This is a genomic window from Methylonatrum kenyense, assembly GCF_023195885.1.
In the GTDB taxonomy this organism is placed as follows: domain Bacteria; phylum Pseudomonadota; class Gammaproteobacteria; order Nitrococcales; family Aquisalimonadaceae; genus Methylonatrum; species Methylonatrum kenyense.
On the sequence record NZ_JALPKO010000001.1, the window covers coordinates 84,019 to 99,156 of the forward strand.

15 protein-coding genes are annotated in these 15,138 nt (G+C 63.5%); all 15 read right to left on the reverse strand.

Features of this window, described 5'->3' with window-relative positions; all coding sequences use genetic code 11:
- Positions 1 to 5: 5 nt before the first annotated feature.
- Positions 6 to 626, reverse strand: coding sequence for a response regulator transcription factor (locus tag M0534_RS00420; protein ID WP_248566434.1), 621 nt, complete (start codon positions 624 to 626; stop codon positions 6 to 8).
- On the reverse strand, positions 619 to 2,286 hold the full coding sequence (locus M0534_RS00425) for an ATP-binding protein (RefSeq protein WP_248566435.1): 1,668 nt from the start codon (positions 2,284 to 2,286) through the stop codon (positions 619 to 621). The genes M0534_RS00420 and M0534_RS00425 overlap by 8 nt, the downstream gene beginning before the upstream one ends.
- The gene (arsS, locus tag M0534_RS00430; protein ID WP_248566436.1) at positions 2,283 to 3,236 is read right to left on the reverse strand and encodes an arsenosugar biosynthesis radical SAM (seleno)protein ArsS; all 954 of its coding nucleotides are present in this window, start codon (positions 3,234 to 3,236) and stop codon (positions 2,283 to 2,285) included. Before arsS ends, M0534_RS00425 begins: the two co-directional genes overlap by 4 nt.
- Positions 3,237 to 3,252: 16 nt before the next feature.
- On the reverse strand, positions 3,253 to 4,683 hold the full coding sequence (locus M0534_RS00435) for a dihydrolipoyl dehydrogenase family protein (RefSeq protein WP_248566437.1): 1,431 nt from the start codon (positions 4,681 to 4,683) through the stop codon (positions 3,253 to 3,255).
- Complete coding sequence (locus M0534_RS00440; protein WP_248566438.1) at positions 4,680 to 5,357, reverse strand: TVP38/TMEM64 family protein; 678 nt, start codon at positions 5,355 to 5,357, stop codon at positions 4,680 to 4,682. The genes M0534_RS00435 and M0534_RS00440 overlap by 4 nt, the downstream gene beginning before the upstream one ends.
- Positions 5,358 to 5,477: 120 nt before the next feature.
- Entirely contained in the window at positions 5,478 to 6,017 is a 540-nt protein-coding gene (locus tag M0534_RS00445) for a DUF6505 family protein (protein WP_248566439.1), read from the reverse strand.
- 89 nt (positions 6,018 to 6,106) lie between these two features.
- Positions 6,107 to 7,207: a formate dehydrogenase subunit gamma gene (locus M0534_RS00450; protein WP_248566440.1), complete on the reverse strand. Its 1,101-nt coding sequence runs from the start codon at positions 7,205 to 7,207 to the stop codon at positions 6,107 to 6,109.
- Positions 7,208 to 7,222: 15 nt separating this feature from the next.
- Entirely contained in the window at positions 7,223 to 7,420 is a 198-nt protein-coding gene (locus M0534_RS00455; RefSeq protein WP_248566441.1) for a hypothetical protein, read from the reverse strand.
- A gap of 138 nt (positions 7,421 to 7,558) precedes the next feature.
- Positions 7,559 to 8,149: a formate dehydrogenase FDH3 subunit beta gene (fdh3B, locus tag M0534_RS00460; protein ID WP_248566442.1), complete on the reverse strand. Its 591-nt coding sequence runs from the start codon at positions 8,147 to 8,149 to the stop codon at positions 7,559 to 7,561.
- A gap of 24 nt (positions 8,150 to 8,173) precedes the next feature.
- Entirely contained in the window at positions 8,174 to 11,053 is a 2,880-nt protein-coding gene (locus M0534_RS00465) for a formate dehydrogenase subunit alpha (protein ID WP_248566443.1), read from the reverse strand.
- A 56-nt stretch (positions 11,054 to 11,109) separates the two neighbouring features.
- Positions 11,110 to 11,325, reverse strand: a complete 216-nt coding sequence (locus tag M0534_RS00470; protein ID WP_248566444.1) for a twin-arginine translocation signal domain-containing protein — start codon at positions 11,323 to 11,325, stop codon at positions 11,110 to 11,112.
- Positions 11,326 to 11,375: 50 nt separating this feature from the next.
- Positions 11,376 to 12,020, reverse strand: a complete 645-nt coding sequence (locus M0534_RS00475) for a TorD/DmsD family molecular chaperone (protein ID WP_248566445.1) — start codon at positions 12,018 to 12,020, stop codon at positions 11,376 to 11,378.
- Positions 12,017 to 13,696 (reverse strand): 4Fe-4S binding protein, encoded by a 1,680-nt coding sequence (locus tag M0534_RS00480; RefSeq protein WP_248566446.1) that lies wholly within the window; start codon positions 13,694 to 13,696, stop codon positions 12,017 to 12,019. Before M0534_RS00480 ends, M0534_RS00475 begins: the two co-directional genes overlap by 4 nt.
- Positions 13,689 to 14,363 carry a DUF3306 domain-containing protein gene (locus tag M0534_RS00485; protein WP_248566447.1) on the reverse strand — a complete coding sequence of 225 codons (675 nt, stop codon included), beginning with the start codon at positions 14,361 to 14,363 and terminating at the stop codon, positions 13,689 to 13,691. Before M0534_RS00485 ends, M0534_RS00480 begins: the two co-directional genes overlap by 8 nt.
- A complete protein-coding gene (locus M0534_RS00490) occupies positions 14,360 to 14,905 on the reverse strand; it encodes a DUF3305 domain-containing protein (protein WP_248566448.1) in 546 nt (181 codons plus the stop codon). The genes M0534_RS00485 and M0534_RS00490 overlap by 4 nt, the downstream gene beginning before the upstream one ends.
- Positions 14,906 to 15,138: the final 233 nt, after the last annotated feature.

Here is a 15,138-nt window from a genome sequence, read left to right on the forward strand (position 1 = left end):
AACTCCTACAACAACCAATCCCGATAACGCTCGGTGGACAACACGAGCCGCACCATGTCCGAACTGTTGCGCGCCTCGAGCTTGTCCAGCACCCGCGCACGATGCACCTCGACCGTGCGCGGACTGACATCAAGTTCATCGGCGATCACCTTGTTGAGCTTGCCCTGCATCATCGCTTCCATGACCTGCCGCTCGCGCGGTGTCAGGCGTTCGAGCCGCGCCTCCAACTCGTCCTGCCGCGTGATATGGACATACTGCGAGCCGTCCAGCTCGATCGCATTGGCGACCTTTTCCAGCAGGACCATGTCATGGAAGGGTTTTTCGATGAAATCCAGTGCACCGGCATTGATCGCACGCACGGCAAGCGGGATATCGCCATGGCCGGAGATAAACAGGACCGGCATGAGCACGTGCTGCTGCCGAAGCTTCTGATGCAACTCCAGGCCGGTCATGCCCGGGAGCCGGACATCCAGAACCAGACACCCACGATGATCGGGGCCCAGTGCTTTCAGGGCCGCGAACGGATCGGCAAAGGCCTCAACCCGATAGCCGTCCGCCTCGAGAAGGAAGGTCACCGCATCCAGTACGTCCGGATCATCATCAACCAGATAAACGGTCTCAGTCATCGCGTTCCTGGCCCTCAACCGCTCCATGCGCCTCCGCCAGCGGCAGAATCAGGCTGAAGCAGGCACCGGCGCCCGCCTCGGTCTTCGCCGTGAGACGGCCACCATGCGATTCGACGATGGAGCGCGCGATCGCCAGGCCCAGGCCCGTGCCACCTGCTCGATGGCTGACAAGTGGCTCGAACAGGGAGGCGATATCGACCTGCCCCAGCCCGGGTCCACTGTCGGTAACCCGGATACAGATTTCGCGGCCACCCGCCATGACGCTGCCGCTCACTCGTATCCAGCGTTCGGCCGGCCCCCGTCCCGCCTCCAGGATCGCTTCCTCGGCATTCTGCATCAGGTTGATCAGGACCTGCTGCAGTTCAAGTCCGTCCACCAGGCAAAACAGTGGCGTGTCCGGCAAGCTCAGATCCAGGCGCACTGAGTTGCGCCGCAACTCCGGTCGGATCAGTGCCACGGCGTCGCGAACGAGCGCTCTCAGATCCTCTGACTGACGACAACGCTCCGGATCACCAAGGAATCGGCGGGCGCGCCGGACAATGTCCGATGCCCGCTCGGTCCCATCGCGAATGCGATCCAGGGCCGGCCCCAGGGATTGCGCCGGCGCACCGCGATCGAGTAACCGGCGCGCCGTTTGGGAATAACTGCTGATGGCACAGAGCGGCTGGTTGATCTCATGGGCCAGTCCGGCGGCCATGGCGCTCATCGCATTCAGGCGACCGATTCGCGCCAGCGTCCGGGCATGGCTGCGCTCACGACGCTCGGCATCCAACCGTTCGCAGCGCACCGCGGCCAGCAACAGGCCTGTCAATTGCAGCAGGAAAAGCTGTGCATACAACGACATCAGGTCCGGTTGCATGCCCATCTGCGCGAACGGACCCTTGCCGGCGGCCGTGCAACTCACCGCCACCATCGCGACCAGGGCCACACTGAGGGCAACCGACCCCAGCGGTAGCAGCAGCGCGAGAACAATGACCGCCGGGAAGATCAGGTAGGACAGCGGCAAGGCGACCAGAAGATCCAGCCCGACACCGAAGGCAAGCGCGGCGACGGCCACCGGCATCAGGATCAGCAGACCGCTGCGCCAGTCCGTGGCGGAATCCGACTCGGTCGAGCCAAAGGCGAGGATCGCGGGCGCGAACAGCAACATACCGGCGGTATCCGCCATCCAGCAGACGCCGAAGACCTGCGGGAAACCCGACGAGATCCCGACCATTGTCAGGGCCCCGGTAAAACCGCTGATCAACGCACTGGCGCCGACACCAATGGCAAACAGCAGCAGCACGTCCCTGCTCCGCTCCAGCGTTCGCCGTACTGCAAAACGTTGCAGCATCCAGCATCCGGCAACGGCGCCGAGGACGATGCCTGAGGCCAGAACCGCCGCCTGTGGAAGTTGCACGCCAAGCAGCATGTGAATCGATACGCAGGCAATAAAAACCGGAACGAGCATGCCGTAGCCGAAACGGTAAGCCAGGGCCAGCGCCAGTCCGGTAGCCGGCCAGATCAGAGGCACGCCCGGATCCTCGGGGGTGAACCGGGAGGCCCAGAAAGTCATGCCGAGGAAGCCGACGAAGGCGGCAAACCAGGCCAAAACATCACCCACCGGCTCAGGCAGGCGCCAGCGCCAGTCCTGGGTCGGCTGGTGGGCGACAGAGGTCACTTCAGCGCACCTCCACAAGAGGACCCCTGGCCCGCCGTGCAACCGAAGCAGTGATCCGCCACGGCGATGGACTCGCCTTCCAGGGAATCCAGCGACAGGTCGCGGATATGGCGTCGGTGACCGGCGGCGGACAGGTGCAGCATCTGATTGAAATCACAATCATAGATCTCGCCCTGCCAGTCCACCGACAAGGTGTCCCGACACATCACGCCATCGAGATTGGCCTCGCGGTGGGAATCCCGCAGCAGTTCCATGTAGGCACCGAGTTGGCCCTGCTTGCGCAGGTCCTTGGCAAAGCGGTTGATCGGCATGTTGGCGATCGTGAACAGACAAGTGAAGACGATGCCGAACTCCTCGCCCAGATGCCTCCGGTACGCTGCTTCCAGCGTGTCCTGTGACGGCGGCAGGCTGGCGCCGAGCGGGTTATAGACCAGGGTAAGCGCCAGCCGGGAATCCGGCTGGCCGTAGCCCAGGGCGTTGAGCCGGCGCAGCGCCGCGATGCTCGCCTCGAATACCCCATCGCCCCGCTGGGCGTCCACGTTGTCTTCGGAATAACACGGCAGCGAAGCAACCACCTCCACCTGATGGTCACGCAGGAATTCGGCGGTGCCGGCGTATTCGGGTTCTTCCAGGATCGTTAGATTGCAGCGATCGATGACATGGATGCCGAGCTCGCGGGCTGCGACCACTACCTCGCGGAAATAGGGGTTCATCTCCGGCGCACCGCCGGTCAGGTCAAGCGTCTCGATCCGCGACCGGCGTAACAACGCCAGCAAGTCGTCTACGGTCTCCCGGATCATGTTCTCGCGTCGATTTGGCCCGGCGTTCACATGACAGTGGAAACAGGTCTGGTTACAGCGATAGCCCAGATTCACCTGCAGCGTGCGCACCGCGCGCCGCCGGATCTGCGGGAAGTCGTTGTGCAGGCGAACCAGTTCGGTAGCGGACATAAGAAACTCCGTGGGTTCAGGGAATCAGCCGTTGCAGCCAGCGCACCAGTGTTTTCGTGCGGGCCGAGTACAGGCTTTCGGCATACAGCGTGTTGGCGGTGCGGCGGTGGACCTGGGCCAGGGTCGGATAGGCATGCACCGCCCCGGACAATGCCGAAAGCTTCACCCCGGCCTGCATGGCCAGCACCACCTCATGGATCAGTTCACCGGCATGGGGTCCAAGAATCGATGCACCGAGAATACGCCCGCGACGGACGATCAGTTTCATCATGCCGTCGGTTTCGCCATCTGTCAGGGCGCGATCCACATCGGAGAAGCGGAATCGGAGGACCTTGACGCCGATCCCCTGTTCCGCGGCCGTGGCCTCGGTCAGCCCGACATGGGCGAGCTCCGGCGCCGTGTAGGTGACCCAGGGGATTACGCGGTAGTTCGCGCGCTTGGGCAGCCGGAAGACCACATTGGCGATAACCACGCCGGCCTGGTATTCGGCCGCATGGGTGAACGGATAAGGGCCGGTGCAATCGCCGCAGGCAAAGATATGCCGCTGGGAGGTACGCATCCGGCGGTCCACGGCGATCAGACCCTTCGCCGTGCGGACGCCGGCTGCCTCAAGATTCAGCGCTTCCACATTGGCATGCCGGCCGGTGGCGACCAAAAGGGCGTCGAAGGATCGCGTTTCAACGTTATCACCGTCGGCGACATCCAGCGCAAGAGCCTCGCCCGCCGACCGGGCCTCGCTGATCCTGGCGCCTGTTCGCACCTCCAGCCCCTCGAGACGCAGACGCGCCTCGAGCAGGTCGGTGAGTTCAGCGTCCTCCCGCGCCAGTATCCTTGGCGCGGCCTCCAGCACGGTGACCTGACTGCCCAGTCGCTGGAAGGCCTGCGCCAACTCCAGGCCAATCGGGCCACCACCGATCACCCCGAGACGCCCGGGCAGTTCGCGCTGATTGAATACCGTTTCATTGGTCCAGAACGGCAGCTGATCCAAGCCGGCGATCGGCGGCACGGCCGGCCGTGAGCCGGTGGCAATCACGAAACGGCGGGCCGAGAGCCGTTCCCCGGCCACCTCGACCGTATGCGGATCAACGAAGCGGGCCTCGCCAAATCGCACATCGATCCCGTAGCCACGGAAACGCTCGGGATCATCATGCTTCTGGATGGTTGCAATGACCTCCTGAATCCGGTCGCTGACCGCGCCCAGGTCAACCGAACCGAGGGACGAAGGTATGCCGAACGCCGCACCTGATCGTGCCGCGTGCGCCACCGCCGCGGAGCGAATCAGTGTCTTGCTCGGCACACAGCCGAAATGCAGGCAGTCGCCGCCCAGATTATCGCCCCGCTCGACCAGCGCCACCCGCAGACCCAACTGGCCGGCAACACTGGCCGTCACCAGGCCACCCACGCCGCCTCCAATGACCAGCAAATCCAGTCGCCCCGCGCCGCTCATGGCTGGTCTCCCGACGGCACCACCGGTTGCTGCCGGATGCGCCGGACAATCCGGGGCAACAGGATCACCGCGGCCAGCAGACCCAAGGCAATCAAGACAGCCTGGATGCCGCGCTCACCGCCGGCCATGGCCTCGGCACCGGCATGACCCACCCAGGCATAGGCCAGCGCTCCCGGTGCCATGCAGACAAACGAGGTGATGATGTAGGCCAGCGGCGGAATGCGAGTCAGGCCAAGCGAGTAATTCAGCAGATTGAACGGAAACACAGGAACAAGCCGCACCAGTGCGACGAACCGCCACCCTTCCCGTTCCACGCCCTGCAACAGCTGTTGCAGCCGCCCGCCCGCCTTGTCCGCGACCCAGTCCGAGGCCGCCAGACGGGCAATGAAGAATGCGGCCGTGGCCCCGAGCGTGGCGCCGATCAGGCTGAACAGGGTCCCCAGCCAGGGACCAAACAACACACCGCCGGCGATGGTGAAGACCAGCCCGGGCAGAAAGGCAATGGTCGCCAGCGCATAGGCAGCCATGAACACCAGTGGCGCCCAGGCGCCAAATCCGTCCACCGCGCGGCGCAGCCCATCGGGGCTGAGTTCGCCACGGAACTGGAAGCCAATTGCCAGTGCCATCAGGACAAGCACCAGCAGCGCCACACGTAGGAAGGTTTCACGCTTCAAGCGAAGAGCCCTCTGCCACCAGGTTAAACAACCAACCAAGTGTGACGCACGCGGCGCCGGAGGAGCCATCCGTAATTTCCGCAATGGCGCGGGTACCCAGGAACACGCGAAGCGCCGGATTCAGTCCTTGCCGCCGGTCCGCGCGCCGTCTTCGGAGTCGTCCTGACCCTGTTCCTCGGGCTCCATGGCCCAGATCTTCACCGCCTTGCCGTCCCACCGGGCCTGGGGTTTGATCACCTTGAAGGTTTCGTGGATTTCACCATCGGCGGAAATGACGCGCTCCACCGCGAGCACGGTATTCAACTCGTGCTCGCACAGTCCGGCCGCATACTCCACCTCCTCACGGGCAACCGGCAGCGCATCGCCAAGATTCGGCGCCCCGTATTCGGTGACCAGATGATGCGCGAGACGTTCCACCACGCCCTTGTATTCCGCCTCATCCATTTCCGAGACGGTTACCACCGTGCAGCGCCCAAACGATTCCAGGCCGAGAAATCCGTGGCGGAAGGCCTGCTTGCGCTTGCCCTCGAAACCAAGCGGGTCGTCGTCACTGAAGGTGTAGGCAAATGTCCCGGGAATGGCTGGTTCGCCGACGGCGGCGGCGCGCTCGTAGACATGCTCGTCCGTGTCATCCAGCCGAGCAACTCGCGGAAACTTCATGATCGAATCCGTACCAGAGAATAAAGAACGGCTGGCGGGAACCACCCCCGCCAGCCGTCAGGGAGACACCGATTTCTTTTCGTTAGGGCCTAGTGGCCGCTCTGTCCGGCCGGCTGGCTGGGTGCCTTGGCACCTTCCAACTCGCTTTCCGGCACCGGCCGTTCACCGCGAGCAATCAGATCCTCGTACCACAAATCATGATGCTGCTTGGCCCAGTTGGTATCGACCCGACCGCGGGTCATGCCCTCCAGCGCGCCCTCGGTTCCGAGCGTGCCGATGTAGGCATGGCCGAAGAAGAAGCCGATCCAGATGATCGCGGCAACCGCATGGATACCCTGGGACCAGGCCATGATCTCACGGGTCTGGAAACCCCAGTTCGGGAAATCCAGGATGAAGCCCGAGACGATCACGATCAGCCCCAGCGTGAACACACCGAGCCAGAACCAGACCTTCTCGCCGCCGTTCATCTTGCCCGCGGAGGGATGCTTGTTGCCGATAATCCCGCCGCCCTGCTTGAACCACTGCACATCGGTCCGGTTGGGGATGTTGTGCTTGGCCCAGAGCACGATCATGAACAGCACGCCGACGCTGAACGCCGGGCCGAGGAAATTGTGCACATACATCGCTGCCTGGGCGTAACCGGCGAAACCGGAGTGGCCCACGATCGGGATCAGGACATAACGGCCGAACAGCAGACTGAGGCCGGTAATCGCGAGCACGATAAAGGACAGCGCCGTGAACCAGTGTAGGAAGCGCTCGTAGCCCTTCCATCGGACCACGGTCATGCCGGACCGGCCGCCCTCGATCCGGGATCGCCCGACGACGGCGAAGAACAGACTGATCAACACCAGCACCGCGATCAGGAACCAGCCGCCAATCGTGGTCATCGGGCCGGTGCGCACCTGACGCCAGTTCTCGCCGATGTTGGCAATCATCTGGTTGGTGACATAGGGACCGGTCTGGGTCGTGAACCCGCCCTCGCCGAAGCGAGCATCTCGCCACATTTCGGATCGCGGGTTGGCAGCCCGTTCCTCGGAGAAGTCACGCTCCGGGCCATAGACCTGGGCCGCATCGGCCACCAGGTAGCCGATCGACGGCAATGCCATGGCAAGGATGATGATGGCAAACAGCGACCACAGCATGGCGCGCCAGCGGCGTGAGGCCTTTAATGCCTGTGCCTGGGATTTCATGATTCCCCCTCCATGCTAGCGGTCCGCAAAGCCGCGCTCGGCGCGACTCCGCAAGGCACCGGAACGACGTTCAGCAGCCTCTTCGGACGCGGCCGCGTCCTCCTTGCCCTTGTACACGCCCGGTTCGTACATGGTGGTCTGTTCCGAGCCGCAGGCCGCCAGCGCGCCACTGAGCAGGACGAGCGCAAGCAGGTGCAGTGGTTTCCTCGGCATGGCAGATCTCCTCGTGTTGTCGTCGGCGGTGGCCCGGGCATGACACCCAGACCTGCCGCCAGTCTCCTTTTATCGCCATTCGGACATTCCGAACCCGAACTACGGGCGGAGCCGTGCCGGCCCCGCCCGTCACCGAATTCAGACGTCCTCGCCGTAGGCTGCCTCCCAGCCCCAGGTCTGCGGCCTGCCACCACGGGTGATGATCCGCTTCCGATAGATATCGGCAACGATGTCGCCATCCCCTGCCAGCAACGCCTTGGTCGAACACATCTCCGCGCACAGTGGCAACTTGCCCTGCTCGACGCGGTTGGTGCCGTACTTGGTGAGCTCGGCGGATGAATGGACCTCTTCCGGACCACCGGCGCAGAAGGTGCATTTGTCCATCTTGCCGCGCACACCGAACGCACTCTGCTGCGGATACTGCGGCGCGCCGAACGGGCAGGCGTAGAAGCAGTAACCACAACCGATACACAGGTCCTTGTCGTGCAACACGATGCCGTCGGCGGTGGTGTAGAAACAGTCCACCGGACAGACCGCGGCACAGGGCGCATCGGTGCAGTGCATGCACGCCACCGAGACGGCCTTCTCCCCCGGTCGACCATCATTCATTACGATGACACGCCGGCGGTTGACGCCCCAGGGGACCTCGTGTTCGTTCTTGCAGGCCGTGACGCAGGCTTGGCATTCGATGCAACGCTCGGCGTCACACAGGAATTTCATTCGTGCCATGACGGCTCTCCTCTCGAATACTTATCAGGCCGGGCTCACGCGGCACAGGGTGGTCTTGGTTTCCTGCATCATCGTGACCGCGTCGTAGCCATAGGTTGTCGCCGTGTTGGTCGAATCACCGCGCACATAAGGCGCCGCCTCCGGCGGGTACTTGCTGAGCAGATCCTCGCCCTGGAAGTGGCCACCGAAATGGAACGGGCTGAACACGGTGCCGCGACCAACGCGTTCCGTAACCAGCGCCTTGATCCGGATCCGGCCACCTTCCGGCCCCTCGAGCCACACCATCTGGCCGTTGCGCACGCCGGCATCATTGGCATCTGCCGGGTTGATCTCGACGAACATGTCCTGCTTCAGCTCGGCGAGCCAGGGATTCGAGCGGGTCTCCTCGCCACCACCCTCGTACTCGACCAGGCGGCCGGAGGTGTGGATGAGGGGAAACTCCCGCGAGTAGTCCCGTGCCTGCACGGATTCGAAGCGGGTCGGAAGCCGATAGAAAATCTTCCGGTCCTCGTAGGTCGGGTAATCCTCGACCAGGTCATAGCGCGGTGTGTAAAGCGGTTCGCGGTGAATCGGCACGCCATCCGGGAAGTTCCAGACCAGCGCACGCGCCTTGGCATTGCCGAACGGGTGGCAGCCATGCTTCATCGCGACGCGGATGATCCCGCCGGACAGGTCCGTGGTCCACGCCTTGCCGTCGGCCTCGCGCTTTTCCTCGTCGGTGAGCTCATCCCACCAGCCGAGTTGCTTGAGGACGTCGGAATCGAATTGCGGATAACCGCCCTCGATCTCGGCACCCTTGGACCAGGAATCCTCGGCCAGCAGGGTTTCTCCATCCCGTTCTGTGCCGAAGTTGGCGCGGAAGTTACCGCCACCCTCCATCACATGCTTGCTGGTGTCATACAGCACGTGCGTGCCGGGATGCTTCAGTTCCGGCGTGCCGTAACACGGCCAGGGCAGGCAGTAGGTCTCGCCGTCCAGCTCACCGCCGCGGGCTTTCAGGCTGACCACATCGAAGTCGCCCTGGTTGCGCATGTGCGCCTTCAGACGTTCCGGGCTCTGGCCGGTGTAACCGATGGACCAGGTACCGCGGTTGATCTCGCGCAGGATGCTCTCCGCCTCGGGCTTGTTGTCCTCTACCGTGATGTTCTTGAACATCTCGTCGGCAAAGCCCAGCTTCTTCGCCAGCAGGTAGGCGATCTCGGAGTCGGGCTTGTGCTCGAACAGCGGATCGATGACCTTCTCGCGCCACTGCAGGGACCGGTTGGATGCGGTGACCGACCCGGCCTGCTCGAATTGCGTGGCCGCCGGCAACAGATACGTGTTGTCCTTCCGGTCGTGCAGCACGGCAGTGACGGTCGGATACGGGTCGATGACCACCAGCATGTCCAGCATTTCCATGGCCCGCTTCATTTCCGGACCGCGGGTCTGCGAGTTGGGCGCATGCCCCCACATCATGACCGCACGCAGATTATCCTTCTGCGCGATGTTCTCCTTGTCTTCCAGCACGCCGTCGATCCAGCGTGACACGGTGATGCCGCCGCTGTTCATCGGCTTCACCTTGCCGCCCTGGCCATCGTCGTATTCGTTCTGGTCAAAGCGCGCGGCCAGCCAGTCGTAGTCGACATCCCAGACGCGGCACCAGTGCTTCCAGCCACCCTCGGCAATCGGATAGTAACCGGGCAGGTTGTCCGGGTTGGGGCCAACATCGGTCGCACCCTGCACGTTGTCGTGCCCGCGGAAGATATTCGCACCGCCACCTTCGACGCCGATGTTGCCAAGAGCCAATTGCAGGCAGTTGTAGGCACGAACGTAGTTGTTGCCGATGGTGTGCTGGGTACCACCCATGCACCACACGAAGGTGCCGGGGCGGTTCTCGGCCATGGTCTTGGCCACCGCGTAGATACCCTCTTCCGGCACCCCGGTGACGCGTTCCACTTCATCAGGCGTCCATTTGGCGACCTCTTCCCGCACCTTGTCCATGCCGTAGACGCGCTGGCGGATGTATTCCTTGTCTTCCCACTCATTCTCGAAGATGTGGTACAGAATCCCCCAGATTAGCGCCACGTCGGTACCGGAACGGAACCGGACGTAGGTGTCGGCGTGGGCGGCAGTGCGGGTAAACCGCGGATCCATCACCACCAGCTTGGCGCCATTCTCCTTGCTGCGCAGGATCATCTGCATGGCCACCGGATGCGCTTCCGCCGCATTCGAGCCACACATGATGATGCACTTCGACTTGTTGATGTCGTTATAGGAGTTGGTCTGCGCGCCGTAGCCCCAGGTGTTGGCCACACCCGCCACCGTCGTCGAGTGACAGATCCGGGCCTGGTGGTCGCAGTTGTTCGAGCCCCAGAACGCGGCGAACTTGCGCTGCAGGTAGGCGCCCTCGTTGTTGGCCTTGGACGAACCGGCAAACCAGACCGAGTCCGGGCCCGACTCCTCGCGGATCTCGAGCAGCTTGTCGCCGATCTCCTCGACAGCCTGCTCCCAGCTGATCCGCTCCCAGCGGCCGTCGACCTGCTTCATCGGATAACGGACCCGACGGATACTGTGACCATGATTCCGCAGCGCCGCGCCCTTGGCGCAATGGGCACCCAGGTTGATCGGACTGTCGAAGTTGGGTTCCTGGCCGACCCAGACACCGTCCTGGAGCTCGGCAATGACACCACAACCCACCGAGCAATGCGTACAGACCGACTTGGCCGTGGTGATTTCGCCGTCGCGGTCGATCTTCCGCGCAGCATGTGCCTTCTTGACCATCGAGGTCGGCAACATGCTGGCAGCGGCCAGACCACCGACTGCGAGACTGGAGCCCTGCAGGAAGGTCCGCCGCCCGATCGCCTTGGCCAGCAGGCCTCGCGCGGGCTGTTCGGCCGCAGCAGCCGTCTTCTTTCTGAGTTTCATGATCATCCTCCCGTCGTCATGACCTTCGTCGGGCCATGCTCATCAAATACGGCCAATCAGAACCCGGCCTTGGCGTAGTACTCACGGATGTGCGGCGTTTCGCTGTAGCCCTTCTTGCTCTTGCTCTTGGGTTCATCCTCAACAGCACGATCCGCAGCAAATACTGCCGTCGTCGACCCGGCCACGGCGGCAACACCGCCCGCTGCCGCCATCGTTTTCAGGAAGCGCCGGCGGTTAGCCACCGTCCTGTCATCATCTCTTTGCGCCTTCATGGTTCTCTCATCCTCCCTCGACCAGACTCGTTGTGCAGCCAATAGCCTTGTCAGTTCCACTCACCCTCGGCCCCGGCACGATCCAGATACCGGCCTTCCAAAGTAATGAACGCCTGCCCGAAAACGGCGACGCCACGATAGAATCGTGCCGACCCGGCCGCTTTCAGGTCTTTCATCAAATCACCCATCCAACTTGCAATATGTCGCTCGTAGAATTCCCGCTGCCAGGCCATGTCGACCTCTGCATCCTCGATCGCCAGGGCCATGGCTTCGCACACTGCGGCAGCGTGATCCTCCGGCTCACTGGTATCGTCGTGACGACTGATACCGAGCATGGCGAGATCACGCCGCAAGTCGATCAGTGCACGATCCATCAATTGCCCTGACCCGTAATAAGAAGCATAGGGCGTGATTTCGCCTCCGCCCACCCCGATGAAGACATCCTGGTATTCGCGACGCAGGGCCTCCGGCTCGGCCACGCGGGCCACCTCCAGCAGCGCCGCCCAGGCACCGCCCATGCCGTCATCCTCGGCGGCCGCATCCATCGGTACTTCCAGGCCCCGCAGCAATTCAAGCCGCTGCGCATCGGGGGCCGCAGCGAGCAGCGCTGCGAGCAGACGCCAGACCCCGGCGCGCAGGGCATTGTCACCCATATCCTCTGCCGTGACGGCCTGTGCTCCGTTGCCCGTACTCATGAGGATTTCATCCCGTACACCGTGGGTTTGCTAACGTCGGTCATGTCATCGGAGAAAAGATCCGTGACCCTGCAGTCGCCGCACATCTTCAGCCGCCTCAGGCTGGCTTCGGACTGGAACATGTGATGATCACCGAGCCGTTCGGTCATGCGTTCAATGACACTGGCGGTGGCGAACGGCGTACCGCAGACGATGCAATTGAACGGCGCTTCCTCGTTGGCCACCTGTGGCTTGCGGCGCACCTCCCAATCAAAAAGGTAGCGGGCTTCGAGCGTGATCGCATCCTCCGGACAGGCGGTCTGGCACAAGCCGCACTGGACGCAGAGATCTTCGGTGAAGTTGAGCTGCGGCTTGTCGCCAGCATCGGAAAGGGCGTTTGTCGGACAGACCTGGGGGCAGGCCATGCACAGGGTGCAGGCATTACTGTCGACCAGTACCTGACCGAACGGCGCACCCGCCACGAGCCCGACGCTATCCGGAACATCGGCGGCCTGCTCACGCAGGTGGTCGATGGCGAGACGCAGGCTGCCACGTTTGTCGTTGAAAGTGTCGAAGCGGGCGACGTCCGCAACCGCCGGCCCGGCCAGCGAGTCGATGCCTGAGAGGGTATCGGGCGTGAGCGCGGAAAGCTGGGTCGGCTGGAAGCCGAGCGCCGCGAGGATCGGCTCGACAAAACGCTTCTGGTCGGCAAGCTCGCGTTGCACCGATGCAGCCAGTTCGTCTGTCTCCAGCCAGGTCACGGCAGTTGCACCGTAGGCCAGGCTGGCCAGCCAGATATCCATGCCGATGGCACCGACCTCGGCGACGGGCACGGGCAAAACCGAATCCGGCAGGTTTTCCGCCGCCGCCTCCAGTGCCTGCAGGCCGGCCTCTTCGTCGACGAAAAGGAGTACCGGCTTGTCGCCGCCCGCCTCGCGGTAGGCGTCCAGCAGCATACGAATACGGCGCAACTGGTCCTTCGGCGTGGGATAGGCGTAAATCATTGCGCCAGTGGGACAGGCGGCTGCACAGCTGCCCCCGCCCTGGCACCAGTAAGGATCCACCTCGACACGTTCACCCAGCGAGACAATCGCCCCGGTCGGGCAGGCATCCAGGCAACGGGTGCAGCCATTGAGCCCGCTATCACCGTGGGCGCAGATGTCCGGGTTATAGTTGAAGTACCGGGGCTTTTCGAAATCACCGGTCATCTCGGGGATTTCCGCCAGCGCCCGCTCCAGGCGCGCGGAGTCGTCACGCGGTGCGTAATAGCCGAAGGGAAGCGTTTCGACGTCGATCAACGGCTCGGCGTGCAGATCCAGCACCAGGTCAAAGGCCCGGGTTTCCCCGCCCAACAACTCCGCCAGCCACATCGGCTCGCCCTGCTGCCGCTGGATTCGGACGTCGAAATGGCCGAGGTGCCCGGAAAGCTGGACCGGATGCGCGCTGACCAGTGACATCCGCTCCGGCACGTCCACCGCCGTGCCATCCGAGACGAGCACGGTGCATTGCAATCCGGAGGGCAGCCGCGACAGCACCGTGGCGACCGCCGCCCCGGGTCCCAGCAGCAACAGGGAACCCGCCGAGCGGTACTCGACTACCGCTGTCGCCTCGTTATCCAGCTGCATCACGGCAGCCAGCGCGGCGTCGCGGGCGGCAACGGCAGGAACCGGCAGGCCATGGTGTGTCTGCTCAGACATCGTGCTTGTCGTGCTCCTCTTCGGTTTCGGCGACTTCGGCGGCTTCGGCATCCCTCATGCTTTGCTCGTGACGGTGCCAGCGGCTCTCGGCCAGTTCGTCCCGCGGCACGGCATCAGTGGACCGGCTGTGCCTGGTTTCACGCCAGATGCGTGCCTCGGCCTCCTCCGGGCTTATTTCCTCACCCTGCCCGAGCAGGCTGTCGCGAAGGCGTTTGGCTTCCCGCGCGATGGAGGCTTTCAGGTCGTGCGGGATGACGTCGCCCAACGGCTCGAACGTGGTGTAGTCCTCGGCGTACTCGGCGCAGAGGCAAACCTTGTTGAACTTGGCGGAATGAAAAACCCGGGTCAGGGCCTTCATGCGCAAGGCAGGCGAGATGTTCTTTGCCATGAACATGCTCAGGTCGGAATCGGGCATCAGGCTATCCAGCGCCGGCATGTCATCATCGGTAAGTTCCGAGAAACGCTTCCCGGTGCGCGGGTCGATTCGTTCATCCGGGTCGTCTTCGACTGCTTCCGCAGCCACTTCATCCCGCGCCAACTCCGGGCTGCTGGGCAAGGTCTCGGACGTCTCCGCCTGCGCCTGCTGCTTGCGGCGGGACCACCGCGACAGCAGGCCGACGGCGCCGCCTTCCTGCTGCTCGAACTGATCAGTGGGCCGGGTGCTCATTTCGGATCCTCCGCGAAGTCTCCAACCTCGGCATCAAACAAAGCCTTGCTGCGCTTCTTGCCCCGCGGCTTCCGCCGTTTCGGAACATGGTGATCAAGGATGAACCCCTCGACCCAGCGGTAGACCTCGGGCGGCATCGGCACAGTGTGCACGGTATCGTCCGGCGAGCGCAGATCCGTGGCATCGGTGTTCTGCGCCTCGTCCAGGCTGAGGGTAACGCTTCGCGGCTGGAACACCTGATCGGACGACCGGACGATGACATAAACGCCGGGCTGCTCGCCCTGCAGGTTGTATGCGTAGTCGTCGGTGTGGGCGGGATGCAGGCGGCAGTCGAAGCCGGTCCAGAGAAAGAGATCGCCATCCGACCCCGAGCGCATCGGGCGCCGCTCCGGCGTTGACGAGGCAAACTGCGCCCCGACCACCACGCCCAAAGCCTTCCAGCGCCGGTTCGCGGGATCGGTACCGAGGTGGCCAACAACCACCCCGACCGGAAGGCGGGTCCGGTCAGTCAGCTCGGTCGTGTGCGGTGTCAACTCCGCCACAGAACTAGCCCCTCCGAAATTTGTTATGCAGCCAGTCTGCGCCAGCTGTCTCCAAGTGTCACGCGTGCATGACTCATACCAGCGCAGTTGTATCGGCAAGGCAACGGGAATTCAGACAATTGGAAGTCAAACACCAACCCCCGACCCAGCGGAACCGTGTCGAAATGCCACAAAACGGGGGCAACTGGGTCAATTTGACCCGTTCCGCCACTGCTGCAATCAGCAAACCGGAT

Coding starts and splice junctions, on each gene's coding strand:
- M0534_RS00420 (WP_248566434.1), bottom strand. CDS start 626: ATGACTGAGACCGTTTATCTGGTTGATGATGATCCGGACGTACTGGAT.
- arsS (WP_248566436.1), bottom strand. CDS start 3,236: ATGTCCGCTACCGAACTGGTTCGCCTGCACAACGACTTCCCGCAGATC.
- M0534_RS00435 (WP_248566437.1), bottom strand. CDS start 4,683: ATGAGCGGCGCGGGGCGACTGGATTTGCTGGTCATTGGAGGCGGCGTG.
- M0534_RS00445 (WP_248566439.1), bottom strand. CDS start 6,017: ATGAAGTTTCCGCGAGTTGCTCGGCTGGATGACACGGACGAGCATGTC.
- M0534_RS00450 (WP_248566440.1), bottom strand. CDS start 7,207: ATGAAATCCCAGGCACAGGCATTAAAGGCCTCACGCCGCTGGCGCGCC.
- M0534_RS00455 (WP_248566441.1), bottom strand. CDS start 7,420: ATGCCGAGGAAACCACTGCACCTGCTTGCGCTCGTCCTGCTCAGTGGC.
- fdh3B (WP_248566442.1), bottom strand. CDS start 8,149: ATGGCACGAATGAAATTCCTGTGTGACGCCGAGCGTTGCATCGAATGC.
- M0534_RS00465 (WP_248566443.1), bottom strand. CDS start 11,053: ATGAAACTCAGAAAGAAGACGGCTGCTGCGGCCGAACAGCCCGCGCGA.
- M0534_RS00470 (WP_248566444.1), bottom strand. CDS start 11,325: ATGAAGGCGCAAAGAGATGATGACAGGACGGTGGCTAACCGCCGGCGC.
- M0534_RS00475 (WP_248566445.1), bottom strand. CDS start 12,020: ATGAGTACGGGCAACGGAGCACAGGCCGTCACGGCAGAGGATATGGGT.
- M0534_RS00480 (WP_248566446.1), bottom strand. CDS start 13,696: ATGTCTGAGCAGACACACCATGGCCTGCCGGTTCCTGCCGTTGCCGCC.
- M0534_RS00485 (WP_248566447.1), bottom strand. CDS start 14,363: ATGAGCACCCGGCCCACTGATCAGTTCGAGCAGCAGGAAGGCGGCGCC.